Raw genomic sequence first — 26,835 nt, forward strand, 5'->3', positions numbered from 1 at the left:
GGATGATGATCAGCCTGGGCGGCGCAGTGAAAAGCGATGGTCGCTCAGCGCCTCGAACGCCCAGCCTTGCGCCGTTGCCAGCGCCGCGAGTTCGGCAGGCGCCATCGGATCATCGGCCTCCACCAGCACCGCATCGGCCCCGCGCATGGCCCGTGCTGCGCGCAGCACGGGCCAGGGGCATTTCATGCCGCGCACGTTGACCGACACCGGCTCATTTGGTGGCATAGGGATTCTTGGCGCTCCGCAGCGTCAACCGCACCGGCACCGCGCCAAAGCCGAGTTCCCGCCTTATGCCGTTCACCAGATAGCGGCGATAGCTTTCGGGCAGATCATCCAGCCGCGTGCCAAACAGCACAAAGGTCGGCGGGCGGGTCTTGTTCTGGGTGATGTAGCGCAGCTTGATCCGCTTGCCGCCCGGTGCCGGCGGGGGATTGGCCTCCAGCGCGGTTTCGAACCAGCGGTTGAGCACGCCGGTCGACACGCGCTGCGACCAGGCGGTGCGCGTTTCGAATGCGACGTGGATCAGGTCGTCCAGGCCCTTGCCGGTGGCAGCCGACACGGTCATGATGGGCACGCCGCGCACCTGCGCCAGCCCGTCGTCCAGCGCTTTCTTGATGCCCTGATACAAGGCCGAACCATGTTCGACCGTATCCCATTTGTTGAGCGCGACGACGAGCGCGCGCCCTTCCTCCAGCACCTTGTCGGCGATGCGCAGATCCTGCGCCTCCAGGCCACGGGTCGAATCGAGCAGCAGCACCACGACTTCGGCAAAGTTCACAGCGTTCAGACCGTCGGTCACGGCCAGCTTTTCCAGCTTGTCCTGCACCTTGGCATGTTTGCGCATCCCCGCCGTGTCGATCAGGCGGACGGGGCGCTCCACGCCCTCCCGGCTGGTCCACATCCAGTCCACGGCGATGCTGTCGCGGGTGATGCCTGCTTCCGGCCCGGTCAGCAGGCGATTTTCGCCCAGCAGGCGGTTGATCAGCGTGGACTTGCCCGCATTGGGGCGGCCGACGATGGCGAGCTTGAGCGGCGCGCTCTCGTCATCCTCGTAAAATTCCCGCTCGAACGGTTCGTCGCCTTCGCGCTCGACATGGGGCAGCAACGCCTGGAACAGGTCGGCCATGCCCTGGCCATGTTCGGCCGAAAAGGGGACAGGTTCGCCAAGTCCCAGGCTGAAGGATTCCATCACGCCATCATCGGCGGCTTTGCCCTCCGCCTTGTTGGCGACCAGGATGACCGGCGCATCATTGGCGCGCAGCCAACGGGCGATTTCTTCGTCCAGCGGGGTGATGCCCGCGCGCGCGTCGATCATGAACAAGGCGACGTCACAATTTTCCACCGCCGCTTCGGTCTGCATCCGCATCCGGCCGGGCAGGCTGTTGGCGTCCTCATCTTCATAACCGGCGGTATCGACGATGGTGAAGTCGAGGCCGAGCAGGTGCGCCTCGCCCTCCCGCCGGTCGCGGGTGACGCCAGGCTGGTCGTCGACCAGCGCGAGCTTCTTGCCGATCAGGCGGTTGAACAGGGTGGACTTGCCCACATTGGGCCGACCGACAATGGCTACGATGGGCAGCATGGAGGCCCGTTTCCTTCTTATCTAAAAAACGCAATGCTCCTGCGAAGGCAGAAACCCAGTCCAAAAGCGGAGGAACTGGGCTCCGGCCTTCGCAGGAGCATGCTTAGCACGAATATTGGGTTTAGCGGAACGCCGTCAGTTTGCCGTCATCCGCCAGAACATAAAGTATATTATTGGCGACGATCGGCGAGAGCGACATGGAATGTTTCATGTCCACTTCCGATTGCACCGTCCCGGTTGTGGGGTCGACATAGACCATCTGGCCGCGCGTCGACACGACGATCAGGCGGCCACCTGCCAGCACCGGGCCAGTCCAGCGGATCGCCTTGTCCTTCTTCTTTTCCTTCTGCCAGCGGCGCAACTGGCTGACCCAACGGATCTTGCCGGTCGCGCGGGCGACGCAGAGCAGGCGCGCATCGCTCGTGACCGCGAACACCCATTCGCCCACCACCCAGGGGGTGGAGATGCCCGCAATATTGATTTCCCACAGGCGCTGACCGCTGGTCAGTTCATAGGAGGCCATGCGGCCGCCCTGGCCGATCGCGAAGACACGGCCACGGTCGATGACCGGATCGGCGTCGATGTCAGTCAGGGTCGCAACCGCCGTGGAAATGCTGGTGCGCGAGAGCGCATCGCCCCAGAGCGTGCGGCCATTTTCGTAGCGATAGGCGTTGATTTCGCCAGAGCTATAGCCCGCAACCACCGTGCCCTGCGCGGCGGCAGGGGCGGCGACGCCGAAAATGCCGGTGACCTGCAAGGTGCCGCTGTCGGTCCACTGGGTTTCGCCATCGGACTGGTTCAACGCAAAAATCTGGTTATCCTGGCCCATCACATAGACATGGCCATTTTCCAGCGTCGGCGCGCCGCGCAGCGGCCCGGCCAGATGCTTTTTCCAGATGATTGCGCCATCGGTGGCATTGAGCGCAAACACGTCGCCAAGACCCGTGCTGGCGAACACGCGATCGCCGACGACGCTGACGCCGCCGCCGAACAGCGACCGGCCATTGCCCTTGCCCTCGGCAGGCAGGTTGGTCTGCCACAATTTCGATCCGCTGGCGGCATCGAACGCAATGACATGGGCGCCCGCATCCGTCACGAACAGCTTGCCACCCGCCACGACGGGCGAGGCGGCGAGCCGGGCCTGCGGCGAACTGCCATCGATGCTCGCGGTCCATAGCTGCGTCGGAGAGCCGCCCAGCGCGACATGGCCCATCGCCTTGGACGGATCACCGCCTGGCTGCGACCAGTTTTCGTTGACGGCGGGGGCGGGGAGGGTGACCTGCACGTCGGCTAGGCTCGGTTCGACCTCGACACCCTGTTCGCTGGTCAGGATGGATACGCGATTGCCGACCACGGGGGTCTTGGGTCCGCCCTTCTTGCCGCCGATGATGCCGCACCCGGCGACCATCATGATCATGGCGGTGAGCGTCAGGGCGCGGCCCATGGGCGCAAATCTCTTCATCTTATGCTGTCCCATTTGCTCGTTACCCTTCCGTCGGTTCGGCCGGTATTTCTACCGCGTCGATCCCCATGACGCCTGCCATCTGACGCGCGCGTGAACGGATCGACTGCGGCACATTGCTGTCCTTGGCCAGCGCGGCGAACATGGGGCCTGCCAGATCGGTCTTGCCCATCTTGGCATAGGCGATGGCGACCAGTTCGCCTGCGCTGCCAAACCAGGGCGCACCCTCGACCGCGAGCGGCTTGAGGCGATCGACCACTTGCTGGGGTTTGAGCGTCTCAAATTCCAATGCGGTCTGGCGGATCAGCGCCAGGTCGCGATAGGGTTGGTCGAGGCCAGTGTCGGCGGCCATGGCTGCGTATAGCGCGATCGCGCTCTTGGCGTCGCCCTTGCGCGCGGCCACGCCCGCCTTGAGCAATTGCGCCGACGCGCGGTAGCCCGGTTGGTCAGCCTTGGTCAGCGTGTCGAGCTGCTTGGCATCGGGCGTTCCGCCACCAGCAGCTGTCGTCAGCACTGCGTCCATCTCTTCGGACACGGCATGGGACTGGCTCTGCTGATGCTGCTGCCAATAGAGCCATCCGCCAAAAGCCGCGAGGCCCAGCACCAGAACGACCAGAAGCACGCGGCCATAGCGCTGCCAGAAGGATGTCAGCTGGTCCTGCCGGACGGCTTCGTCGACTTCACGCATGAAGGCTTCACTATTTTGCGGCGTCAGGGCCACTGCATTCTCCGGGACATGGATCAGAAATATGTGAGGGCAGAAGGCGCGACCAATAGCGGCGCTTATGCCACAGGCAAATCACTTTTTCGGGCGATAGACCTGTTCTTCGGTGGGGAAGGCGCGGCTGCGCACATCGGCGGCGTAACGCTGGGCGGCGCCGTCGATGCTTTGGGCGATATTGTCGAATCGCTTTACGAACCGGGGGACGCGCTCGAACATGCCCAGCATATCCTCCGTCACCAACACCTGTCCGTCGCAATGGGCGGACGCGCCGATACCGATCACCGGCACATCGACGCTGTCGGTGATGGCGACGGCCAGTTCCTCCATCACCCCCTCCAGCACCATGGCGAAGGCACCGGCATCGGCGACGGCGCGCGCATCGGCCATGATCTTGGCATGTTCCTGCTGGCTCTTGCCCCGCGCGCCATAGCCGCCCAGCGCATTGACCGCTTGCGGGGTCAGGCCGATATGCGCCATCACCGGGATGCCGCGCTGGCCAAGGAAGCTGATCGTCTCCGCCATGGCCTGCCCGCCCTCCAGCTTGACCGCCGCCGCGCCGGTTTCCGCCATGATGCGGCTGGCGCTGGCAAAGGCCTGCTGCGGGGAGGCTTCGTAGCTGCCAAAGGGCATGTCGATGATGACGACGCTATGATAGCTGCCGCGCACGACGGCGGCGCCATGGGCGCACATCATGTCGAGCGTGACGGCCAGCGTGGATGGCAGGCCATAGATGACCTGTCCCAGCGAATCGCCGACCAGCAGCATGTCGCAATGCGGATCGAGCAACTGCGCCTGGCGCGCGGTGTAGGCGGTCAGCATCACCAGCGGCTCTGTCGTCTTGCCCTCGAACTTGCGCCGCTGGATGGCGGGCACGGTCAGCCGCTTCATGGGGGCCGGGGTGGGCGTGGCGCGGCTGGTCGCCGTGTCGATCGTGAAGGTCGTGGACATGGGTGCGCTCTACCCCACCCTGGGCCGGGCCGCAAATGCGCAAAGAAACGGGTGCGATCCAGGGAATCGCACCCGCAGGGTGGGAGCCTGTCAGAAGGAGAATTTGATCGTACCGCCCCAGGTTTGCGGATCGCCGGGCTGGCCCGCGATCAAGCCGGTATTGCCCGGCGCGACCTGCAATGTTTCGATATAGTTGACGTCGAAGGCATTGCGGACCCAGCCAAAGACATCGAATCCCTCGCCCCGGAAGCCCGCACGGACGTTGGTGAGCGCATAGCCCTTGACCTCGGTATAGATTGAAGGCGAGGCGTTCGAATTCCAGCGCGACCGATAATTGCCATCGACGCCGAGATAGACCTGGCCCTCCTTCGCCAGCAGCGTGATCGGTGCATTGACCTCCGCGCCGTAGGAGAAAGCCCATTTGGATACGCCGGGCAGTTCCTGCCCCGAAATATCGCACTGGCGCGGGCTGAGCGCGCCGGGGACACCGGCTTGCGAATAATCGGGCGTTGCGCTGGCTGGCTGAAGCGTACCGCCCGACAGTTCGGGCGGGCAGGGTGCGTTGGTGAATCTCTTATACTTCGCATCCGTATAGGCACCGTTGGCATAAGCGCTGAAGCGATCGCTCGGCGTGATCTTGAAGTCGGCTTCGATACCTTGCGACCTGACCTTGCCCGCATTGGCGAGATAGCCGCGCACCGTGCCGAACTGGCCGCCATTCACCGTCGCCTGAAAATTCCTGATGTCGGTGCGGAAGGCGGAGAGGTTGAAGGTCGCCCGGCGATCCCACAACTGGGTCTTGAGGCCGATTTCATAGTGGTTGACCGATTCGGGCTTCACCGTCCCGGCATCGTAATTCACGCTATTGTCGGCGTTGAGCGGCAAGCCGTTCTGGTTGATGCCCAGCGTCTTGAAGCTCTTGGCATAGGTCGCATAGGCGAGAACATCGCGCGCGAACTTGTAGTTCACGTTGAAGTCGTAGGTGAAGTTCCAGGCGCTGTCCGATGGCGCGCTGACCTGCGGCTGGTAGACGCCGCATTGCGCGGCCAGCACTGATCCGGTGGCCGGGGTCGGGGAGCAGCTGATGAGCTGGCCCTGGCCGTTGGTCACCACACGCTCGTAGAAGCCCGACTTCTTGTCATAGTTGATGCGTGCGCCCGGCTGGATGGTCAGCGCATCGGTCACCTTCCAGCTGAGCTGCCCGAACAGCGCTGCGCTGTCACTCTTGAGATATTGCGTGTTGCTGGCGGTCAGGCCTTGCAGCACGCTGGGATCATGGGCCAGCGCACCGGTCAGGCTCCACCGGGTGGCGTCGGCACCTTGCTGTTCCGTGCCTTGGGTGTCGATCCGCTGCTTGAAGCCGAACAGGCCGACGACAAAATCGATCTTTTCGCCTTCCTGGCTATAGCGAAATTCCTGGCTATATTGATCCTGTTGCGAGGGGTTTTGCGATCGGGACACGATCGACAGGCCGGTAAAGTCGCGATCATTTTCCGGCTTCCAGTCCCAGAACCGCCAGGCGGTCACGGAGGTGAACTTGCCCGCGCCAAGATCCCAATTCACCTTCAGCGATGCGCCACCGATCTTGTTGCCGGCGTTCAAGCTGGAGTCGAGATCGGTCAGCCGATCATAGACATTGCGGCTGGGCGTATAGGTACGACCGGGATTGGCGGCGTTGATCGCGGCAACCAGGGCGTCATATTGTCGGTTGAGCGCGCGCTGGGTGCGGCCGACCCGCACGAAGGCGGTGCCGAACCCTTCTGGGTCTTGCTTGCTGTAATCGCCCGACAGGGTGATGCTGAGGTCTTCATTGGGCTTGAACAGCAACTGGCCGCGGAGGCCCAGATTGTCCTGCTCGTTGATCCACCGGTCGCTAGTGGTGTTGAACAATGTGCCGCGCCGACTGGTCGAGGCGATGGCGATGCGCGCCGCGATCGTGTCGGACAGCGGGCCGGATATGGCGGCCTTGGCCTGCTTATAGTTGAGATTGCCGACGGTCAGTTCGGCGCGCCCCTCGAAGTCGAAAGTCGGCTGGTTGGTGGTGATGTTGATCGCGCCGGCGGTGGTGTTCTTGCCGTACAGCGTGCCCTGCGGCCCGCGCAGGACTTCGACCTGGGCCACGTCCAGAAAATCGAACGTCGCAGCGGCGACGCGCGAATTATAGACGTCATCGACATAGATGCCCACGCCCTGTTCGAACCCGTCGCTGGTCAGCCCGAACGGCACGCCAAGACCACGGATATTGACCGACGTGTTGCGCGGGTTGGTGGTGTAGACCTGCAACGTGGGCGCAAGCTGTTGCAGCTTGACGATATTGAAATTGCCGGTGGACTCGATGCTGTCGCCCCGGATGACCGAGATGGCGAGCGGCACTTCCTGCGCCGTCTCCTGGCGACGCCGCGCAGTGACGACGATCACATCGCCGCGCACCTGCTGCGCCTCGGCGTCGGTCTGGTCCGGCGCCCCGTCGGGGGCTTGCGTCTGCGCATAAGCGGCAGGCGCGATGATGGAAGCACTCGCCACGCTGGCGAGCAACAGGAAACGCGCAATCATAAATATCCCCTTGATGTCCGGCTGTTCGGTGGATGTGTGATCGCGGCGATTCCGGTGGTCCGGTCATAGCCGATAGGTCGGGCTTCAAGGCCCCGTTGTAATGCCCCGGTCCTGTTGTCAGGCGGTGAGGCGGGTCTTTTCCGTGACGTCGATCTGCACCACGCGGGCGTCATGCACGGTCAGCGTGATCGAGCCGAAGCGCAAATCCTGGAGGACGTCGCGCACCTTTTCGATGCTGGCAGCGATGTCGATGCGCGGCGTGTCGGCGCGGCCATGGTGCAAATCGAACGGTCGTTGGTCGGTCATCTGTACCTCCTGCCCCTTCTTATCTCAACTCATTAAGTAGACAAAATATGAAAAGTAGCAGGCCGACAATCAGAGCTTCTCGCCTTTCGGCTTAGCGAGGGGCGACGCCAGATAGGAAAAGAGGAGCATGACCGCCTGGTCATGCGCCTCCCGAAGTACATCGAACGCGCCGAACCTACCAGGGATAGATCAGCCCATAATATTGATAGACGTTGCGGCCATAGCCATCGTCATATTCAGGCCGCTGTGCATCGGCATAGCGGGGGGCATCGTCCAGCACGGACTTGTCCAGTTCCACTACATAGCCGCCCTGCGCGACATCATAGTCGAGCATCGACCAGGGCAGGGGATAATGATCCTCCCCCATGCCCAGAAAGCCGCCGAACGACAGGACGGCATAGCGCACCTGTCCGCTCTTCTTGTCGACCATGAAGTTGGAAATCTTGCCGAGTTTCTCGCCTTGTTTGTTGAAGACCGTGGTGCCTTCGACCCGGTCCGATGCGATCAGGTCGCCGCGATTGTGCATAGCCAGTTCGGCCATCGTCACTCTCCTCACATAATGTCGCTATACTGATGCAACCATGCGGGCGGGCTGGGGTTCCATGGCTGACACAAGAGGAGTGACACGATGAAGATCAATCGCAACGGTTCGGCGGCCTGGAGTGGTGGCCTCAAGGACGGCAAGGGCAGCATCTCCACCCAGAGCGGCGCGCTCGACGCCTACCCTTATGGCTTTGCCACGCGCTTTGAAGGCGTGCCGGGCAGCAACCCCGAAGAACTGATCGCCGCTGCCCACGCCTCCTGCTTCACCATGGCGCTGTCGCTGATCCTGGGCGAGGCCGGGCTGACGGCCGACAAGATGGAAACCAATGCCGTCGTGACGCTGGAAAAGCAGGATGACGGTTTTGCCGTGACGGCCAGCCACTTGACGCTCAAGGCGACCATCCCCGGCACCGACGATGCGACGTTCCAGGAACTGGCGGGCAAGGCTAAGGCGAATTGCCCGATCTCCAAATTGCTGAAGGCCGAGATCAGTCTGGATGCGGAACTGCTGAACTGACGACTAATTGCCTGGCGCGACGATGTTCGCGCCAGGCAATGTAAAGCCCGCTGGCGATGATCAGGCTCGCGCCGATCCAGGTCGTGATCATGGGCCAATCCTCGCCGATCGCCACGCCCAGCAGGGTGGTCCAGATGATCGCACTATAATCCATCGGCAGCACCACCGACACCGGCCCCCACCGCAACGAGGCGGTGAGACAAAGCTGCGCGATCCCGCCGACACAGCCGATCAGCAGCAGCAATCCCCATGTCAGCGGATCATGGCTCTGCGCAAAAAAGGGCATGGCAATGCCCAGCGGGATCATCGACAGCGTCGTGAACCAGAACACCACCACCCCAGCATTTTCCGTCCGGCCGAGCGCGCGCAGCACCAGGCTGACGCTGGCGGTCACGATCGCGGCGACGATCGCGACGGCGACGCCTTGCATCGGGAAATGCCCCGCTTCGGGCCGGATCATCACCAGCACGCCGACAAAGCCGATCAGTACCGCACTCCAACGATGCACGCCCGTCGCTTCGCGCAGGATCAGCGCCGACAGGATCGTGCCGAAAATCGGCATGGTGAAGCCGATCGTGGCCGCTTCGGCAGGCAATAGCAGGATATAGGACAGGAAATTGAGCAGCATGCCGGTCATGCCCAGCAGCATCCGGCTGGCATGCACGCCGATCCGCTGTGTCCGCACCGCACCCAGCCCACCGGACAGGTACAGCCAGGCAATGACGAAGGGCAGGGCAAGCGCCTGCCGGTAGAAGAGCGATTCGACGATATGCACGCCGCGCTGATCGACGATCCGCACCGTCACGAACATCGCCGACAGGCAGATTACGGCGGTCAGGCGCAGGCCGATGGCCAGGAGCGGGCGATGGGGGCGGGCGGCAAGGGTCACGCCCCCGCCTTAGCCCGGTCGCGCGTTGACGCAACCGGGCTTGGTCAGGAAAGACCTATGCCGCAGGCTTGCGGAATTTGAGCGTCATCCGGTCACTCTCGCCAATAGCGAGATATTTGTCGCGATCGACCTCCTTCTGGCTGAGGCCCGGCGGCAGGGTCCACACGCCCTTGGCCCAATCGGCCGTATCCTTGGGGTTGGCATTCACCTCCGACGCCTCGACAAATTCAAAGCCTGCCTCCTGCGCAATCCGCTTGATGGTCGAGACTTTGAGATAGCCGCTGCTCTTTTCCAGCGCGCTGTCACGATCTTCGGGCAGGCGGTGATCGACCACGCCCAGCGTGCCGCCGGGCTTGAGCATCGCGAAGAAGGCCTTGAACGTGGCCGCCTCATTGCCCGCCATCACCATATTATGGACGTTGCGGAAGGTCAGCACCGTATCCACGCTACCCGCCGGGATCGTGCCGGCTGCATCGGGATGGGCGACCAGCGTCACCTTGTCATAGACGGTCGGCTTGGCGGCCAGGAACGTCTTGTAGCCATCCAGATAGCGGCCGCTAGGCTGGAGCGCGTAGAAACGCCCCTTGTCGCGCAGCAGGGGTGCGAGGATTTCGGAATACCAGCCACCGCTGGGGCTATATTCCACCACGGTCTGGGTGGGGGTGACGCCGAAGAAGGCCAGCGTCTCGGCCGGATGGCGATATTGGTCGCGCGCGACATTGGCCGGGGTACGGCTCGGTGCGGCGACAGCGGCCGCGATCGGGTCGGCAGCCTGATGCGCGGCATGATCGGCATGCTGGGCGGCCAGCGGCAGGAGGGGAAGGCAAAGGGCGGTTGCAACAAGTGCGGTACGGGCGAGACGGTTCATCGGGGATCCTCTCTTATAGGGAGAGGCTGATGTGCCGTCCGCCCGTGCCAAGCGCAAGGGGAATGGAAGGGAAAACCCCTCCCGAACATCATAACTTACAGACACGCCTCCAGAAACGGCTGGTCGAAGCCGAACATCCGCGCCTTGTCGAGCGTATAGGGACGCAAGCCCATCGAGCGATATTCGCCGACGATCTTCCCGCTGTCATCCTCGTCATGATATTCGAATTTGAACAATTCCTGGGTGACGATGACGTCGCCCTCCATACCGATGACTTCGGTGACGTTGGTGATGCGGCGGGATCCGTCGCGCAGGCGTTTCACCTGGATGATCAGGTCGACCGAATCGGCAATCTGCTTGGAAATTGCTTCCTTGGGGATTTTGATGTCGCCCATCAGGATCATATTTTCCATACGGCCCAGGCATTCGCGCGGGCTGTTGGCGTGGAGCGTACACATGGAGCCGTCATGGCCGGTGTTCATCGCCGCCAGCAGATCGAAACATTCCGCGCCACGAATTTCGCCCAGAATGATGCGGTCCGGCCGCATACGCAGGGCGTTCTTGACGAGATCGCCGATGGTGATGGCGCCATTGCCTTCCAGATTGGCTGGGCGGGTTTCGAGCGGCAGCCAATGCGGCTGTTGCAGGCGCAGTTCGGCAGCATCCTCGATCGTCAGCACGCGCTCACCCGGATCGATCATTTTCGACAGGGCGTTAAGCATCGTCGTCTTGCCCGAACCGGTGCCGCCCGAAATGACGATGTTGAACCGGCAGGCACCGGCAATCTTGAGCGCGGTCGCCATTTTGGGGCTCATCGCGCCCCAATTGGCCAGCATGTCGAGCGTAATCGGCTTGGCGGAAAATTTACGGATCGAGATCGCCGTGCCCTTGAGGCTCAGCGGCGGCACGATCACGTTGACGCGGCTGCCGTCGGGCAGGCGGGCGTCGGCCAGCGGTGTAGTCTGATCGACGCGGCGGCCGACCTTGTTGACGATCCGCTGCGCGATCTGGAACAGATGCTCCTCATCGCGGAACTTGATCGGGGCGATGACCAGCTTGCCCTTTTTTTCGATATAGGTCTGGTCCGGGCCGTTCACCATGATGTCGGTGATGTCCGGGTCGTTCAACAATTCTTCGAGCGGGCCGAGGCCCAGCAATTCATCGACCAGCACCTTTTCCAGCGCGAATTGTTCGCGCCGGTTGAGCGTGAGCTTGAGTTCGGCCAGCACCTCCAGGATGATCGGGCGGAATTCCTCCGCCAACTCATCCTTGGTCAGCGTCGCCGCGGCTTCGGGATCGACACGTTCCAGCAGGCGGGGCAGCACCTGCTCCTTGATCTTGTGGACGCTCGCCTCGAACCCTTGCGGCCCGGCGTCGGGCAGATGCTCGGCATTGGCGCGATCGGACAGGCGCATCATCGCATCGGCATTGCGCTGCATCTGGCTGGTCGGGGCAGACAACGAGTCGAAACTCTCGCCCGGCAGCGACGCTATGTCGAGCGGCGGGAACTGGTCGCCGCCGCGCGGCTCCTCCTTCGCGCTGCCGCCGTGCATCGGTCGGGCGACGCCAAAGCCGGGCTTGATCGCGGCAGGCCCATTTTTCCGTCCAAAGGCGCTCATATATCTCCGCCAGCAATTCGCGACCGTCGCCGGCCTGATGGTGTCGGATAAGGTGAATAGATTGGAAACTTTGACAAATGGCTAATGGCGCATTGGCCAATCAGTGCCCGCCCCTTGGTGGTGGACATAGGGCTACAATAAAAAGGGGCGCCAACAGCGCCCCTCCTCATGCGGTTGGGCCAATGCCCGCCGCTCTATCGCTGAAGGATCAACCGGCCTTTTCGGCCAGCACCGTCAGGCCCTTTTCATTGACCTCGGCAAAGCCGCCCTGGACCGGAATAATCTCCGGCGTGGCCCCTGCCGACGCATAGATCTGGATGCTGCCATCGCGCACAGTCGACATGAAAGGCGCATGGCCCTCCAGCACGCCGAAGTCGCCATCGGTGCCCGGCACTACGACCTGCCACACGTCCGCCGCGCGAACGAGCTTTTCGGGGGTCACGAGTTCAAAATGCAGTGCCATGTTTTCGATCCTCTTGCCCTCTCCCGCCTTAGCGGGAGAGGCTACGAAGACTTGGCAGCTTGCTGCCTAGTCAAAGTCGGTGAGGGTCTTCCTGTCTTTCCGCTCATTGCCAGAAAGAGAGAAAGACCCTCACCCAACCCTCTCCCGCGAAGGCGGGAGAGGGCTAGATAGGTTCTGCTTATGCCGCTTCGGCCGCCAGCTTCTTGGCCTTCTCGACCGCTTCGTCGATGCCGCCGACCATGTAGAAGGCGTTTTCGGGCAGATGGTCATATTCGCCATCGACCACGGCCTTGAACGACTTCACCGTGTCTTCGATCTGCACGAACTTGCCGCTGATGCCGGTGAAGACTTCGGCGACGTGGAAGGGCTGCGAAAGGAACTTCTGGATCTTGCGCGCGCGGGCGACGGTCAGCTTATCCTCTTCGGACAGCTCATCCATGCCCAGAATGGCGATGATGTCCTGCAGCGACTTATACTTCTGCAGGATCGACTGGACCGCGCGGGCGGTGTCGTAATGTTCCTGGCCCACGGTACGGGCGGTCAGCATGCGGCTGGTCGAATCGAGCGGATCGACCGCCGGATAGATGCCCAGTTCCGAAATCGCGCGGTTGAGGTTCGTGGTCGCATCAAGATGCGCGAACGAGGTGGCCGGCGCCGGATCGGTAAGATCGTCCGCAGGAACGTACACGGCCTGGATCGAGGTGATCGAGCCCTTGTTGGTCGAGGTGATGCGCTCCTGCAACTGGCCCATGTCGGTCGCCAGCGTCGGCTGATAGCCCACGGCCGAAGGAATACGGCCGAGCAGAGCAGACACTTCCGCGCCCGCCTGGGTGAAGCGGAAGATATTGTCGACGAAGAACAGCACGTCCTGATTTTCGACATCGCGGAAATATTCGGCGATGGTCAGGCCCGACAGGGCGACGCGGGCACGCGCGCCTGGAGGCTCGTTCATCTGGCCATAGACCAGCGCAACCTTGGAGCCTTCGCTGATCGCATTGCCATCGGCATCCTTGGCGATGACGACTGCGTCGAGGAATTCATGGTAGAGATCGTTGCCCTCACGGGTCCGCTCACCCACGCCTGCGAAGACCGACGTGCCACCATGGCCCTTGGCGATGTTGTTGATCAGTTCCTGAATGAGAACCGTCTTGCCCACGCCCGCGCCGCCGAACAGGCCGATCTTGCCGCCCTTGGCATAGGGGGCGAGAAGGTCGATGACCTTGATGCCGGTGACCAGGATCGAGCTTTCGGTCGACTGGTCCACGAAATCGGGGGCCTTGGCATGGATGGGCGAGCGCATCTCGGTCTGCACCGGGCCGCGTTCGTCGATCGGTTCACCGACGACGTTGAGAATGCGGCCAAGCGTGGCCGGACCGACGGGAACGCTGATCTGCGCGCCGGTGTCGGTGACTTCCTGGCCGCGGGTCAGACCTTCGGTCGAATCCATCGCGATGGTGCGGACGGTGTTTTCGCCCAGATGCTGGGCGACTTCGAGCACCAGCCGCTGTCCGTTATTGCTGGTTTCCAGCGCCGAGAGAATGAACGGGAGCGCATCGGGGAAGGTCACGTCGACGACGGCGCCGATGACCTGCGAAATGCGGCCTACATTGTTGGTGGTTGCCATGACTGCTTCCTTGCGTGCGTGTACTTAGAGGGCTTCCGCGCCCGAGATGATTTCGACCAGCTCAGTGGTGATCGCGGCCTGGCGGCTGCGGTTATACTGGATGGTCAGCTTGTTGATCAGATCGCCGGCGTTGCGCGTGGCATTGTCCATCGCATTCATCGATGCGCCCTGTTCGGATGCGTTGTTTTCCAGCAGCGCCTTGAACAGCTGGATCGCGATGTTGCGCGGCAGCAGATCGTCCAGGATCGCTTCCTCGCTCGGCTCATATTCCACCGTCGCGCCGATGGCGTTGCGGTCGGCGTCGGCCGGGATCTTGACGGGAATGATCTGCTGCTCGGTCGGGATCTGCGACAGGGCAGACTTGAAGCGCGAATAGAAGAGGTGCGCCATGTCGAACTTGCCGTCCAGATACATGGTGGTCAGCTCGTTCGCGATCGCCTGCGCCTGATCATAGCCGGGCTGTTTCGCGCCGGTGGTATCGAACTGGGCGACGATCGCACCGGGGTAGAGGCGATTGATCACCGGACGACCCTTGCGCCCGATCAGGTAGAATTTCACCGTCTTGCCCTGCTCGATCAGGGCATCCGCCTTGACCCGCGCGGCCTTGACGATGTTCGCGTTGAACGCGCCTGCAAGGCCACGGTCGGAGTTGGCGACGACCAGCAGATGCACTTCATCCTTGCCGGTGCCCGCCAGCAGCGGCGACGCGCCTTCGCCCGAACCGCCCGCGATCTTCGAGGCAAGGCTGGCGACTACGGCTTCCAGACGGCTGCTATAGGGACGCGCGGCCTCCGCTGCGGCCTGCGCCTTGCGCAGCTTCGCGGCGGCGACCATCTGCTTCGCCTTGGTGATCTTCTGGGTCGATTTGACCGACCCGATCCGGATCTTCAGTTCTTTCAGACTTGCCATTTCACGTCAGTCCATCAGCGAGTTCGGTCATATCGACTGGCGCAGCGAGCCAGTCCTCGTAGCTCTTGAACACCGCGCGCGTGTAGGGTTGCGCGTGATGCATCTCGAACGCTGCCTTGTCAGCCCAGCGCTCGTAGATGAAGATCGTCGGTGACCCGTCCGCAGCCGGATGGGGATCGAAACGCTCGCACCCCGTTTCCGACCGAGTCTCGGCAACGATCGACCCTACGGCCCGACAGGCTTCATCGAAGCAGTCGGGCTTGAGGCTGATCTTGGCGAGATAGGCCAAAGCCATTAGGCGAACGTCTTGCCGAAGCTGTCGAGCGCGGCCTTGAGCTTGCTCTTGGCTTCGTCACCCAGATCCTTGGTATCGCGGATCATGCCCAGCACGTCGGCATGTTCGTGGCGCAGATAGCCCAGCATCATCTCTTCATAGCGGTTCACGTCGCTGACGGCGATGCCGTCGAGATAGCCGTTGGTGCCAGCGAAGATCGACGCGGTCTGCTCTTCAAACGGCAGGGGCGAGAATTGCGCCTGCTTGAGCAGCTCGGTCAAGCGCGCACCCCGGTTCAGCAGCTTCTGCGTCGAGGCATCAAGGTCCGAACCGAACTGGGCGAATGCCGCCATTTCGCGATATTGCGCCAGCTCCAGCTTGATCGAGCCGGACACCTTCTTCATCGCCTTGGTCTGCGCGGCGGAACCGACGCGCGACACCGACAGGCCGACGTTGATGGCCGGGCGGATACCCTGGTAGAAGAGGTTGGTTTCGAGGAAGATCTGGCCGTCGGTGATCGAAATCACGTTGGTCGGAATATAGGCCGACACGTCGCCCGCCTGGGTTTCGATGATCGGCAGTGCGGTCAGCGAGCCCGAGCCATTGTCGCTGTTCATCTTGGCGGCGCGCTCAAGCAGGCGGCTGTGCAGATAGAAAACGTCGCCGGGATAGGCTTCGCGGCCCGGAGGACGACGCAGCAGCAGCGACATCTGGCGATAGGCTACGGCCTGCTTGGACAGATCGTCATAGACGATGACGGCGTGCATGCCGTTGTCGCGGAAATATTCGCCCATGGTCACGCCGGTATAGGGCGCGAGATACTGGAGCGGGGCAGGCTCGGAAGCGGTCGCGGCGACGACGATCGAATATTCCATCGCGCCATTTTCTTCGAGCTGCTTGACGATCTGCGCCACGGTCGAGCGCTTCTGGCCGATCGCGACATAGATGCAATAGAGCTTCTTGCTCTCGTCATCGCCCGCATTCGCGGTCTTCTGGTTGATGAAGGTGTCGATCGCGACGGCGGTCTTGCCGGTCTGGCGATCGCCGATGATCAGTTCGCGCTGGCCACGGCCGACGGGGACGAGCGTGTCGATGGCCTTGAGGCCGGTCTGCACGGGCTCATGGACCGAGGTGCGCGGGATGATGCCGGGCGCCTTGCGCTCGACGCGCATGCGCTGGTCGGACACGATCGGACCCTTGCCGTCGATGGGATTGCCAAGGCCGTCCACGACGCGACCCAGCAGGCCCTTGCCGACGGGCACATCGACGATGGTGCCGGTGCGCTTGACGGTGTCGCCTTCCTTGATCTCGCTATCGGACCCGAAGATCACGACACCGACATTGTCGGCTTCCAGGTTCAGCGCCATGCCCTGAATCCCGTTGGCGAATTCGACCATTTCGCCCGCCTGGACGTTGTCGAGGCCATGGACGCGGGCGATGCCGTCACCCACGGTCAGAACGGAACCGACTTCGCTGACCTGCGCTTCGGTGCCGAAATTGGCGATCTGGTCCTTGATGACCTTCGAAATTTCTGCGGCGTTGATATCCATGTTCAGCCTTTCATCGCCATAGCGAGACTATTCAAACGGGTACGAATGGAGCTGTCGATCATCTGGCTGCCGATCTTGACGACCAGCCCGCCCAGGATCGCGGGGTCGACCTTGGCATCGACGGCAACGGTGCGGCCGACGCGGGCGCGCAGATTTTGTGCCAGCGCGGCGATCTGCTGCGCGTCGAGCGGATGCGCGCTCGTCACTTCGGCGCGGGCCTCGCCCTTGTGATTCGACAGCAGCGTTTCATAGGTGCGGATGACCGCGCCCAATTGGCTGAGGCGACGGTTCTGCGCGAGCACGCCCAGAAATTTTGTCGTCAGCGGATCGATGCCCATGGCGGATGCCACGGCCGCGATCGTCTTGCCCGATGCGTCCCGGCTCAGCACGGGGCTGTTGATAAGGCCCTTGAAATCAGGGGATTGGGCGATAGCCGCCTTCAACCCGGACAGGCTTTGCGCCACCGTGTCGAGCGCGTTCGCGTCGCGAGCCAGATCGAACAGCGCCACCGCGTAGCGGCCGCTGAGGCTGGCCTGTATGCCGCCATTAGTCTCCACGCGCTTGCCGTCCTCCGTTGACTTCCCTGGCAGGTGATTTGCCGGTCATGCAAAAAGAGAGGGGAGCAGTTACGCCCGTCCCCCTTGTTGTCGGGCCGGTTAGCAGCGCGATTATGACTATGCAAGTCATGGTGCGCGATTCCATCATTAGTCGGAAGGGCGCGCCATTTGCCTGAGTTTTTATCGCCCGCGCGAATCGGCTATTGCGCCGCTTCGGCCGGGGCAAGCCGTCCCTTCTGGCAATGATAGACGATCCGCTCATTGGGCTGGGCGGGCAGCAGCGCGGTCAGGTCCGATTGCAGCGTGGCGATGCGCGCCAGGGCTTCTGGGTCACTGCCGCAACCGGGGAAAGGCTTGTCGCCCAGCAGCGCGCGCGCCTTGGCCATGTTCTCCATGTCGGGCAGCCAGCGCTGCACGCGCAGGGTGCCGCTGACCGGATCGAACGCGCTCATGGTCACGAAATTGCCCTGCGCAGGGATGCTGGCGCGCTGCCATTTGGTCCCACTCGCGACATATTGCGTGTCGCCATCGACGCAGCCACCTTCGGCCCAGTTGAACCCGATATCATTGGGCTGCGATACGGTGAGGCGGCTGCGCTGCAGGTCGACCCGGCAGATATTGTCCCCGGCCCAGGCATAGGCACCATTGCCGGTAATGCTCTTGTCCTGTGGCAGGGCCGTGCGTTCTTCGATCGTGTCGAAACTCGGCTTGAACACGAACAGGGCCAGGGCGGCGAACAGCAACGCCCCGCCGCCGCCAATGCCCCATATGGCGGGCTTTTCCTTGCCCTGGCTGTAGAATAGACCGCCTGCGCCCAACCCCAGCACCGCGAGTGCCAGCAGCACGGCCGCTCCCGCCATGGCGTTTTCGCGCGCGGTGATGACATCGCGCTCGGCGGCGTCGCGCGCGCGCATCATCGCTTGCTCGCGCGCATCGGCGCTGGCCCGGTTCTTCTGCTCGCTGGCCTGCGATTCGCGCTGGGTGATCGATGCTTCGGCGGCGTCCGCCTCCGCCATCGACCGGCAGGGGACGACGGTGCGTAACGACGCGACGCCGGCCTGCCGCAGGAAAGAGGCGATCTCGCGCCACGACACGGCGAAGCCGAATTCGGCGTCATTGCCGTCCGAAATCGAGCCGAAACTGTTGACCCCCAGCACCCGGCCGCAATCGTCCACCAGCGGCCCGCCGCTATTGCCCGCGGCCAAAGGTGCTGTGTGCAATACCGTTTCGAAGCTCTGGCTCGCGCGCCCCGCCGACACAGTGCCGCTGGTCTTCACCGTCGCCAGCGGCTCTACCAATTGCTTGAGGCCAAGCCCTTGCGCCCGATCGACCGTGCCGGGATAGCCGATCGCGGTGACATGCTGCCCGTCCGATATCGCCCCGGCGTAAAAAGTGCTGACCGGCAGGCTGCCTTCCTCAAGCTGAATGAGGGCAAGGTCGTTACCCGGCGAAAAGGCGATGATGCGCCCGCCATAGGTCTTGGTGCCCTCCGACGGGATCACGCCGATGACCAGATTCTTCTCCTCGCGCGCCAGTTCGACAACATGGGCGTTGGTCAATATCTTGTCGGGCGCGACCGCCAGGCCGCTGCCATGGCCGACGAAATAGGCTTCGCTGCCGTCGGTCGCGACCAGCACCACCCGCACCACCCCGCGCGCCGCCGCAGCAATATCCTGCTGTTCGGCGTGGGACGTTGCTGGCACAAAAAGCGCGATCAGCAGGGCGAAGCGGCGGAGGAGGGCGATCATGAGCGGGCATACATATTGGATGGCGGGCGCGGCGCAATCGGGAAATGCCGCAATGGTTTGAAAGCAAGACGCGGGAAGCATGGCCAAGCGCCAGCGTCTATTCCATAGGCATGACCCTGATGACCGCCCTTGCCGACTCCATGCCTGACGATGCGACCTGCTGGGCCGCCTTCGTTGCGCGCGACCGCACCATGGACGACCGCTTCGTCGGCTGCGTCGCCACTACCGGCATTTATTGCAAGCCAAGCTGCGCTGCCCGCCATCCCAAACGCGAGAATATGCGCTTCCTGCCAGACCCGGAGGCCGCGCGGGCAGCAGGGTTCCGCGCCTGCCTGCGTTGCCGCCCGGACGAGGTTGGCCGCGACCGAATCGCCGTCGCGGCGGCGTGCGCGCTGATCGAAGCGGCGGAGGACGCGCCCCGGCTGGAAGCGATCGCCGCTCATGTCGGCTATGCCCCGCATCATTTCCACCGCCTGTTCAAGCGCGAGACGGGCCTAACCCCCGCCGCCTATGCCCGCGCCCTGCGCGCCGACCGACTAAAGGCGGCGCTTGATTCGCCTGGCAGCGTGACGAGCGCCATCTATGCAGCGGGCTATAATGCGCCGAGCCGCGCTTATGCCGACGCCGACCGCCATCTCGGCATGACGCCCAGCGCCTGGAAGGATGGGGGGCGCGGCGCGCTGATCCGCTGGCGCACGATCGACAGCAGCCTGGGACCGCTTTTGGTCGCGGCGACGGCGCGCGGCCTGTGCCGTATCAGCTTCGGCGAGGGCGAGCCCGAACTGCGCGCCCGCTTCCCCAACGCCGATCTCCAGCCTGCCGACGCCACTCTCGACCAATTGGCGCAAGCCGTCGTGGCGCTGGTGGATCACCCCGGCGAAACGCCCGATTTGCCGATCGACGTGTGCGGCACCGCGTTCCAACAGGCCGTCTGGGCCGCGCTGCGCGCCATCCCGCCGGGCGAAACGCGCAGCTATAGCGAGGTCGCGGCCGCCATCGGTCGCCCGCAAGCCGTCCGCGCGGCGGGCAGCGCCTGTGGCGACAATGTGCTGGCGGTCCTCATCCCCTGCCACCGCGTCCTGCGCAGCGATGGTACGCTGGGCGGCTATGCCTGGGGACTGGACCGCAAGCAGGCGCTGCTCGCTCGCGAAAAGGGCGAGTAGCGGGCCGATTGTATCTTTCCTTCGTGCCATCGCTCGGCCACTCTGAAGGCTGGGCCAAATGGGGGATAGGATGCGATTCTGGTTGAAAGCGCTGGCGACGATGATGCTCGCGCTGCCCGGCGTCGCACACGCGACCTGGTGGCAGGCAAAGACCGACCATTTCACCGTTTACAGCGAGGGCAAGGACGAAACGCTGCGCGGCTTTGCCGAACGTCTGGAGAAGTTCGATTTCCTCCTGCGCCGCCTCTATGGCGTCACGGATCGGCAACAGGGCAGTCCGGTCAAAGTCTACCTCTTGTCCAACGACCGCAAGGTGCAGGATCTGGCGGGCAACCGCAATCTCAAGGGCTTTTACACCACGTCGCAACGGAACGCCTACGCCTTCCTCTCACGCGAAACGAAAAGCGGTCGTTTCGGCATAGGGGCGGAGGAAATTCTTTTCCACGAATATGCCCATCATTTCATGCTGCACTATTTTCCAGCCGCCTACCCTGCCTGGTTCGTGGAGGGGTTTGCCGAATTTTTCTCCGTCGTGAAGTTCCCCAAAAACGGATCGATCGAGTTCGGCCATATCCCGATGGCGCGGGTGCCGGGCCTCGTGCTGGGCCAGCCCTATCCCCTGACGCAACTGCTGGCGCGCGAAACCAAGGGACTGAACCTGCGAGACGGCGATCGCTTCTATGGCACCGCCTGGTTGCTGACCCATTTCTATTTTCAGCACGCGTCGAATCGGAAGGCGGAGATCAACCGCTATCTGACAGAGATCGCCAAGGGCACGACGGACGGCGATGTGGCGCACTATTTTGAGGGCGGGCTGGACGGTCTCGAAAAAGACCTCAAAGCCTATATGCGTAAAAAGCATTTCATCAGCGTGCTCACGCCCAAGGATATGGCGATCGGAGCGATTACCGTGACCGCTGTTGACCCAGCGCAGGCGGCTTTGGTCGAGGATGAGCTACGCTTGACCCACCGCCCCAAGACGGAAGACCTGCCCGGCATTGTCGCGGCTATCCGCGCCATTGCCGACCAATATCCCGGCGACGCCTATGCGCAGGCGTTGCTCGCGGAAGCGGAATGGAAGGCGGATCAGGCAGACGCAGCGCTGGCCGCCGCTGACCGCGCCATCGCCAGCAACCCCCAATCCGCGCGCGCCCAAGCTGTTCGCGCAGAAGTGTTGCTGGAACGCGCCAATGACAGCGACAAGGCGGACCACTGGAAGGCTGCGCTGACGGCGATCGTGCGCGCCAACCGCGCTGATACCGAGGACCCGGTGCCGCTCGCGCTCTTCTATCGCTATCATGCGATGCGGGGCGGCAAGATGCCGGACCTTGGCTATGACGGTCTCTACAAGGCGTTCAGCCTGCTACCGCAAAACCCCGGCTATCGCTTCAATTTTGCTCAGGCGATGGCTTTTAGGGGTGACTATGCCAGCGCCTCGACCCTGCTCGATCCGATCGCCTATTCGCCCCATGAATCCGGGATGCGCGAAAATGCGCTCAGGATGAAGGCTCAGTTCGACGCGGAGGCGGCGAAAAAGCCGAAGGATGCGGCGAAGGCGCAAAGTCCTGCACCCGCGTCATGACGGCGGCGCGCTGCGCGTCGGTCATGCTGCGCCAATGGACGATCTCGTCGATCGTCCGGCCGCAACCGGTGCAGGTCGCGCGCGCCGCATCCAGCGCACAGAGGTTGCGGCAGGGTGTCTCCATCACATGAAGCTGTAGGGATCGACGTCCACCGCCACCCGTGTCCCTGATTTCCACACGATCTGGCTTAGCCACTCACGGATCGCGGACTGGATATCCACCTGCCGCGTGGCGTGAATCAGCAACCGGTGGCGATGCCGCCCGCGCAATACCGACAGCGGGGCCGGGGCCGGGCCATAGACCCGCATCCCCTCAATAATCGGCGCGGACTTGCCGATCAGCCGGGCGACCTGCGCGGCTTCGTCGGCATCCTCGCTCGAAATGATGATTGCGGCAAAGCGGCCAAAGGGCGGTGCGTTGGCCCGTCGCCGATGCTCGGTTTCCACCGCATAGAATCGCTCGGTATCGCCATCGATCAACGCCTGGATGACTTCGCTGCTTGGCATCCGCGTCTGGATGAATACCCGCCCCGGCTTGGCACCGCGCCCCGCACGCCCCGCGACCTGGACGATCTGCTGGAAGGTCCGTTCGGCCGCGCGCAGGTCGCCGCCCTCCAGCCCCAGATCGGCGTCGATCACCCCCACCAGCGTCAGGTTGGGGAAATGATAGCCCTTGGTGACCAACTGCGTGCCGACGATGATGTCGATTTCGCCCGCCTCCACCGACTTGACGAAATCGGCGGCCTTGGCGGGCGAAAACAGCGTGTCCGACGTAGCGATCGCAATCCGGGCCAGCGGCCACAGCGCCTTCACCTCGTCCGCGATCCGCTCGACCCCCGGCCCGCAGGCGACCAGGCTGTCCTCTTCCTTGCAGTCCGGGCAGAAACGCGGCGCGGGCACGACATGGCCGCAATGATGGCAGGCCAGCCGATGCGACAGCCGATGCTCGACCATCCAGGCGGTGCAATTGGGGCATTGGAAGCGATAGCCGCAATGGCGGCACAGTGTCAGCGGCGCATAGCCACGCCGGTTGAGGAAGAGCAGGCTCTGCTCGCCCTTTGCCATCGTCTCGTCGATCGCCTTGACCAGAGGCGGGGCGATCCAGCGCCCGCGCTCGGGCGGATCGGTGAGCAGGTTGATGCCCTCGATATGCGGCATTTCCGCCCCGCCATAGCGCGACGGCAATTTGATCTCGGCATAGCGGCCCAGTTCCACCTGATGCCGCGTTTCGATCGCGGGGGTGGCGGATGCCAGGATGACCGGGAATTTCTCGATCAGGCCGCGCATCACCGCCACGTCGCGCGCGTGATAATGGACGCCATCCTCCTGCTTGAAGCTGGCCTCATGCGCCTCATCGACGACGATGAGGCCAAGATTGGGATAGGGCAGGAACAGCGCCGACCGGGCACCCACCACCACCTGCGCTTCGCCTGCTGCAATGGCCCGCCACGCCCGCCGCCGCTCGGTCTGGCGCAGCCCGCTATGCCAATTGACCGGCACCGTGCCGAACCGCTTTTCGAACCGCTCCAGAAACGGCTCGGTCAGCGCGATTTCAGGCAGCAGCACCAGTACCTGCCGCCCCGCCCGCATGGCGGCCGCAATCGCCTCGAAATAGACCTCGGTCTTGCCCGACCCAGTGACGCCGTCGAGCAGGAAGGGCGCGAAGTCGTGTGCCCGCACCGCATCGGCCATGGTGGTCGCCGCCGCCATCTGCGCGTCCGACAAGGCAGGGGGCGCATGATCGGGGTCGGGCAGGGGAAAGGGCGTATCGACGCTGACCTCGACGGCCTCGAACACATCCTGATTGATGAGGCCACGGATCACCGCGTCGCTGACCCCGCCGATCATCGCCAGTTCGCGCACCAGCCCTTGCCGCTCGCCGATCCGCTCCAGCGCCTGCGCGCGCTGCTCGGTCATCCGTTCCGGCACGGCGCCGGTCGCCTTATATTCGATGACGGTGCGCGTCCCCTCCAGCGCCGCCATCGACGCCAGCGCCATCCGCAGCACCGCGGCGGGCGGGCTCAGATAATAATCCGCCGTCCATTCGATCAGGCGGCGCAGCGGCGCGGGCAGGGGCGGCGCATCGACCAGTTCGAGCAAGTTGCGCAGCCGGTTGTCGCCCACGCTCTTCACATCGGGGAAGCTCTCTTCCTCCCACACCACGCCCACCAACTGGCGCGGCCCCAGCGGCGCGACGACGACGCTGCCGGGTTTCACGTTCATCCCGTGCGGCACGCGATAGTCGAGCGGCCCCAGGGCGGCATTGAGCAGGAGGACACGGGCGCGGGACATGGGACCGTCCTTAGCCCCTCCCGCCCGCCACGCAAATGCCGTGCGTCAGATCCGCCAGCTCAGCGTCAGCCACGGCACATGCGATACGACATCGGGCCGCCCATCGCGAAAATTCTGCTGCCGCATGTAGAGAAGCTGCGCATCGACCCCCTTGGCGATCGGATGACGCAGGCCGATCTGGTGGCGCATCGTCGCCAGGCCGGTCTTGTCGCTTGGCCGCCCGCGATTGAGATGGAAGAAGATTTCGGTCGCGGCGATCACCCTCCATTGCTTGGCCGTATCGATCGGGACGCTCGCCTGCAGCCGTTGGCGCAGCCGCCACACCGGCGCATCGACGGTATCGAAGAAACGCTGCTCCATCCGGGTGCGCGCCATCCAGATGCCCTTGGTCAGTGTTACTTGCTGGAACAATCGCAATTCTTCGTCCTCCTCGCTCTTGAGATAGGCAAAGCCGCCACCCAGTTGCACGGCCGGGGCGATGCGGTGGTCGATGGCGATCCGGCTGAGAAACTGCTCGCCGCCGCTCCGACTGTCCGACCGCGCGCGCTGGCTCGAATCGATCGTGATGATGTCCGCCGGACCCACCTTGATCGTCACCATCTCGGTCAGCCACGCCTGGCTTTCCTGTGTCGCCGCATGAACGGGCAACGGCATGGCCAACACTGACACGGCAATAATCAGGCGGCACAGCATCATGGCATATCCTTTGGCTGGGTGCCCGCGGCTTAGGCATGTTGCTGCTTTGTTGCAATTGCCGCCCTGCGCCGCCGACGATGGCGAAACCGGCGGCCAGCGGCTAAAGGGGACCGACTCATTCATCCCCGGAGCGTTAGACCCATGAAATTCTTTGTCGACACCGCCGACACCGCCGACATTCGCGACCTGGCCGCTACCGGCCTGCTCGATGGCGTCACCACCAACCCGTCCTTGATCCACAAGTCGGGCCGCGCCTTCCTCGAAGTGGTCGAAGAAATCTGTGGCCTGGTCGACGGCCCCGTCTCCGCCGAAGTAGTCGCGCTCGACCATGAGACGATGATGAAAGAAGCAGAAGTCCTGCGCAAAATCGCGGACAATGTCTGCATCAAGGTGCCGTTGACCATCGACGGGCTCAAGACCTGCAAGGCGCTGACCGACGAGGGCACGCTGGTCAACGTCACGCTCTGCTTCTCCGCCAATCAGGCGCTGCTCGCGGCCAAGGCCGGCGCGTCCTTCATCTCGCCCTTCGTTGGCCGCCATGATGATAATGGCTTCGACGGCATGGCGCTTATTCAGGACATCCGCCTGATCTACGACAATTATGGCTTCGACACCGAAATCCTGGTCGCCAGCGTCCGCCATCCCATCCATGTGCTGGAAAGCGCGCGCATCGGCGCCGACGTCATGACCGCGCCGCCCGCCGTCATCCGCATGCTGTCCAAGCATGTGCTGACCGACAAGGGGCTCGAAGGCTTCGCCGCCGACTGGGCCAAGACCGGCCAGTCGATCCTGTGATCTGAACAGGCGGGGCGGCAACCGCCGTCCCGCCTTAAGGAAAATCCCATGAGCCACGATCCCGACAAGCCCGATTTCGGCTTTCTCTGGTTCTCGCTGCTGCTCACCATCGTCGGAATGGCGCTGCTCATGGTCATGGGTGGTGTCGGTTGTCAGCAAGACTGCTCCTGACCCCCCAGAGTTTCCGGTGCTTTTGTCATCAGAGGATCACGGCTGATTTTCAACTTCTGCTCCTCTGGAAGGGGGGCATTGTCAACTTCTGCTCCGATCCTTGTTTTATGGGCGCGGCAAAGGGGTCTGCTGGCGGACAAGTGTCGCTGGCGGCCATGCCGACAAATCAGATTCACGAAGATCGCGGCGAGGTCCGGGGTAGATCGCGGACACGTTCGGCGCTCAGCGGCATCATATCAATGATGACGAATGACGGAGCGCTTCTGAGGTCCATGTAGGCATTGCCGATGAAGCGGCCTCACAAAGCCTCTGCCTGATGTGCTGTGTTATTCCGATGGTTCTGTAATGCCCATAAGACGGGGGTTGGCTATTTTGGCAAATTGCGCCTTGTGTCTGGGCTGGTATGTAAATTTATTCGAATGATACTTATCGGCGCCATGATGTATATTCGATCGCATCATAGTTTAGGTAAAGTTAATCCGTGATGATATGGTGTATCAGTGCGCTATCATGGCACAATGATCTGATGTAACATTCAGAAACAGTCCAATATGCCGCGATTTTACTTTTGCAGATGACATTCTGCGGAAAGCCTACTATGTAGCCTGTCATGCGCCGCTTGGGACGTTTCCTGCTCTGCCTGATTTCGTTGTCCATGCTGACGACGACGATGGTGCATGCTCAGGAAGTTCCTAACGCTCAGGCGCCCACGATCGAATGCTCCGGTTACGTGCATAGCGATGGCGATGCCGACCAGACGCAGGGTGATGCCGACAAGGGCATGCCGCACCATCATGGTGGTTGTCAGGGCGCTCCGGCGTTTGTGCCGGCTTCGGCCAGCGATGATGTGCTCCCCTCCGCGGTGAACGCTCCTGCGTTCATTCCTGCGCCGATCCCGTCCAAGCGCTGGGCCATCGGTCCCGACCTACGCCCACCCATAGCCTGACAGAGCCATAGTGGACCGTTGCGCCTGAATTCAGGCCGCCGGTCGTCCATGACTCGT

The 26,835-nt window shown here is 63.1% G+C and carries 27 protein-coding genes; 6 read left to right on the plus strand and 21 right to left on the minus strand.

Annotated elements, in window-relative coordinates:
* Positions 1–9 precede the first annotated feature (9 nt).
* The 8 genes from OVY48_RS14385 to OVY48_RS14420 form a co-directional block, all read right to left on the minus strand.
* Positions 10–225, minus strand: a complete 216-nt coding sequence (locus OVY48_RS14385; RefSeq protein ID WP_313923326.1) for a sulfurtransferase TusA family protein — start codon at positions 223–225, stop codon at positions 10–12.
* Positions 212–1,579, minus strand: coding sequence for a ribosome biogenesis GTPase Der (der, locus tag OVY48_RS14390; protein WP_037480361.1), 1,368 nt, complete (start codon positions 1,577–1,579; stop codon positions 212–214). The genes OVY48_RS14385 and der overlap by 14 nt, the downstream gene beginning before the upstream one ends.
* Positions 1,580–1,700: 121 nt before the next feature.
* On the minus strand, positions 1,701–3,023 hold the full coding sequence (locus OVY48_RS14395; RefSeq protein WP_313924793.1) for a PQQ-binding-like beta-propeller repeat protein: 1,323 nt from the start codon (positions 3,021–3,023) through the stop codon (positions 1,701–1,703).
* A 40-nt stretch (positions 3,024–3,063) separates the two neighbouring features.
* On the minus strand, positions 3,064–3,762 hold the full coding sequence (locus tag OVY48_RS14400; protein WP_313923327.1) for a tetratricopeptide repeat protein: 699 nt from the start codon (positions 3,760–3,762) through the stop codon (positions 3,064–3,066).
* A 78-nt stretch (positions 3,763–3,840) separates the two neighbouring features.
* The gene (gene panB / locus OVY48_RS14405; protein WP_037477487.1) at positions 3,841–4,713 is read right to left on the minus strand and encodes a 3-methyl-2-oxobutanoate hydroxymethyltransferase; all 873 of its coding nucleotides are present in this window, start codon (positions 4,711–4,713) and stop codon (positions 3,841–3,843) included.
* A gap of 90 nt (positions 4,714–4,803) precedes the next feature.
* Entirely contained in the window at positions 4,804–7,266 is a 2,463-nt protein-coding gene (locus OVY48_RS14410) for a TonB-dependent receptor (protein WP_313923328.1), read from the minus strand.
* A gap of 117 nt (positions 7,267–7,383) precedes the next feature.
* Positions 7,384–7,572, minus strand: a complete 189-nt coding sequence (locus OVY48_RS14415) for a YezD family protein (protein WP_313923329.1) — start codon at positions 7,570–7,572, stop codon at positions 7,384–7,386.
* A 175-nt stretch (positions 7,573–7,747) separates the two neighbouring features.
* The gene (locus OVY48_RS14420; protein ID WP_313923330.1) at positions 7,748–8,113 is read right to left on the minus strand and encodes a PRC-barrel domain-containing protein; all 366 of its coding nucleotides are present in this window, start codon (positions 8,111–8,113) and stop codon (positions 7,748–7,750) included.
* A gap of 87 nt (positions 8,114–8,200) precedes the next feature.
* On the opposite strand from OVY48_RS14420, the gene OVY48_RS14425 reads away from it, so the two are divergent.
* Entirely contained in the window at positions 8,201–8,632 is a 432-nt protein-coding gene (locus tag OVY48_RS14425) for an OsmC family protein (RefSeq protein WP_037477476.1), read from the plus strand.
* Here OVY48_RS14425 and OVY48_RS14430 read toward each other — a convergent pair.
* The 10 genes from OVY48_RS14430 to OVY48_RS14475 form a co-directional block, all read right to left on the minus strand.
* Positions 8,604–9,488: a DMT family transporter gene (locus tag OVY48_RS14430; RefSeq protein WP_313924794.1), complete on the minus strand. Its 885-nt coding sequence runs from the start codon at positions 9,486–9,488 to the stop codon at positions 8,604–8,606. The two genes, OVY48_RS14425 and OVY48_RS14430, sit on opposite strands and share 29 nt — an antisense overlap.
* Before the next feature lie 88 nt (positions 9,489–9,576).
* Positions 9,577–10,389, minus strand: coding sequence for a methyltransferase (locus tag OVY48_RS14435; RefSeq protein ID WP_313923331.1), 813 nt, complete (start codon positions 10,387–10,389; stop codon positions 9,577–9,579).
* Between the two features lie 95 nt (positions 10,390–10,484).
* Positions 10,485–12,008, minus strand: coding sequence for a CpaF family protein (locus tag OVY48_RS14440; RefSeq protein WP_313923332.1), 1,524 nt, complete (start codon positions 12,006–12,008; stop codon positions 10,485–10,487).
* A gap of 208 nt (positions 12,009–12,216) precedes the next feature.
* Positions 12,217–12,471, minus strand: a complete 255-nt coding sequence (locus OVY48_RS14445; protein ID WP_037477469.1) for an ATP synthase F1 subunit epsilon — start codon at positions 12,469–12,471, stop codon at positions 12,217–12,219.
* Positions 12,472–12,649: 178 nt separating this feature from the next.
* Entirely contained in the window at positions 12,650–14,095 is a 1,446-nt protein-coding gene (atpD, locus tag OVY48_RS14450) for a F0F1 ATP synthase subunit beta (RefSeq protein ID WP_313923333.1), read from the minus strand.
* Between the two features lie 24 nt (positions 14,096–14,119).
* On the minus strand, positions 14,120–15,004 hold the full coding sequence (locus OVY48_RS14455) for a F0F1 ATP synthase subunit gamma (protein WP_037477465.1): 885 nt from the start codon (positions 15,002–15,004) through the stop codon (positions 14,120–14,122).
* Position 15,005: 1 nt separating this feature from the next.
* Entirely contained in the window at positions 15,006–15,299 is a 294-nt protein-coding gene (locus OVY48_RS14460; RefSeq protein WP_313923334.1) for a putative quinol monooxygenase, read from the minus strand.
* Complete coding sequence (gene atpA, locus OVY48_RS14465; protein WP_037477463.1) at positions 15,299–16,828, minus strand: F0F1 ATP synthase subunit alpha; 1,530 nt, start codon at positions 16,826–16,828, stop codon at positions 15,299–15,301. Before atpA ends, OVY48_RS14460 begins: the two co-directional genes overlap by 1 nt.
* A 2-nt stretch (positions 16,829–16,830) precedes the next feature.
* A complete protein-coding gene (locus OVY48_RS14470; protein ID WP_069067004.1) occupies positions 16,831–17,385 on the minus strand; it encodes a F0F1 ATP synthase subunit delta in 555 nt (184 codons plus the stop codon).
* 200 nt (positions 17,386–17,585) lie between these two features.
* Positions 17,586–19,133 (minus strand): serine protease, encoded by a 1,548-nt coding sequence (locus OVY48_RS14475; RefSeq protein WP_313923335.1) that lies wholly within the window; start codon positions 19,131–19,133, stop codon positions 17,586–17,588.
* A gap of 110 nt (positions 19,134–19,243) precedes the next feature.
* On the opposite strand from OVY48_RS14475, the gene ada reads away from it, so the two are divergent.
* Positions 19,244–20,296 (plus strand): bifunctional DNA-binding transcriptional regulator/O6-methylguanine-DNA methyltransferase Ada, encoded by a 1,053-nt coding sequence (gene ada, locus OVY48_RS14480; RefSeq protein WP_313924795.1) that lies wholly within the window; start codon positions 19,244–19,246, stop codon positions 20,294–20,296.
* Positions 20,297–20,366: 70 nt separating this feature from the next.
* Positions 20,367–21,878, plus strand: a complete 1,512-nt coding sequence (locus OVY48_RS14485) for a hypothetical protein (protein ID WP_313923336.1) — start codon at positions 20,367–20,369, stop codon at positions 21,876–21,878.
* Here the strand turns inward: OVY48_RS14485 and OVY48_RS14490 are convergent.
* From OVY48_RS14490 to OVY48_RS14500, 3 genes are read right to left on the minus strand one after another with little or no spacing between them, the layout of a single operon-like run.
* Positions 21,793–22,002, minus strand: a complete 210-nt coding sequence (locus tag OVY48_RS14490) for a DUF1289 domain-containing protein (RefSeq protein WP_313923337.1) — start codon at positions 22,000–22,002, stop codon at positions 21,793–21,795. The genes OVY48_RS14485 and OVY48_RS14490 overlap by 86 nt on opposite strands.
* Positions 22,002–24,170, minus strand: a complete 2,169-nt coding sequence (locus tag OVY48_RS14495) for a primosomal protein N' (RefSeq protein WP_313923338.1) — start codon at positions 24,168–24,170, stop codon at positions 22,002–22,004. Before OVY48_RS14495 ends, OVY48_RS14490 begins: the two co-directional genes overlap by 1 nt.
* 45 nt (positions 24,171–24,215) lie before the next feature.
* Positions 24,216–24,866, minus strand: coding sequence for a DUF2490 domain-containing protein (locus OVY48_RS14500; RefSeq protein ID WP_313923340.1), 651 nt, complete (start codon positions 24,864–24,866; stop codon positions 24,216–24,218).
* A gap of 141 nt (positions 24,867–25,007) precedes the next feature.
* Between OVY48_RS14500 and fsa the strand changes: the two genes are divergently transcribed.
* The 3 genes from fsa (at position 25,008) to OVY48_RS14515 (ending at position 26,778) form a co-directional block, all read left to right on the plus strand.
* Positions 25,008–25,661: a fructose-6-phosphate aldolase gene (gene fsa, locus OVY48_RS14505; protein WP_037480038.1), complete on the plus strand. Its 654-nt coding sequence runs from the start codon at positions 25,008–25,010 to the stop codon at positions 25,659–25,661.
* Between the two features lie 48 nt (positions 25,662–25,709).
* Complete coding sequence (locus tag OVY48_RS14510; RefSeq protein ID WP_313923342.1) at positions 25,710–25,832, plus strand: hypothetical protein; 123 nt, start codon at positions 25,710–25,712, stop codon at positions 25,830–25,832.
* A 610-nt stretch (positions 25,833–26,442) separates the two neighbouring features.
* A complete protein-coding gene (locus OVY48_RS14515; RefSeq protein WP_120249339.1) occupies positions 26,443–26,778 on the plus strand; it encodes a hypothetical protein in 336 nt (111 codons plus the stop codon).
* The last annotated feature ends 57 nt before the right edge of the window (positions 26,779–26,835 follow it).

Origin of the sequence: Sphingobium sp. SA2, from assembly GCF_032227065.1 — a bacterium.
Lineage (GTDB): Bacteria > Pseudomonadota > Alphaproteobacteria > Sphingomonadales > Sphingomonadaceae > Sphingobium.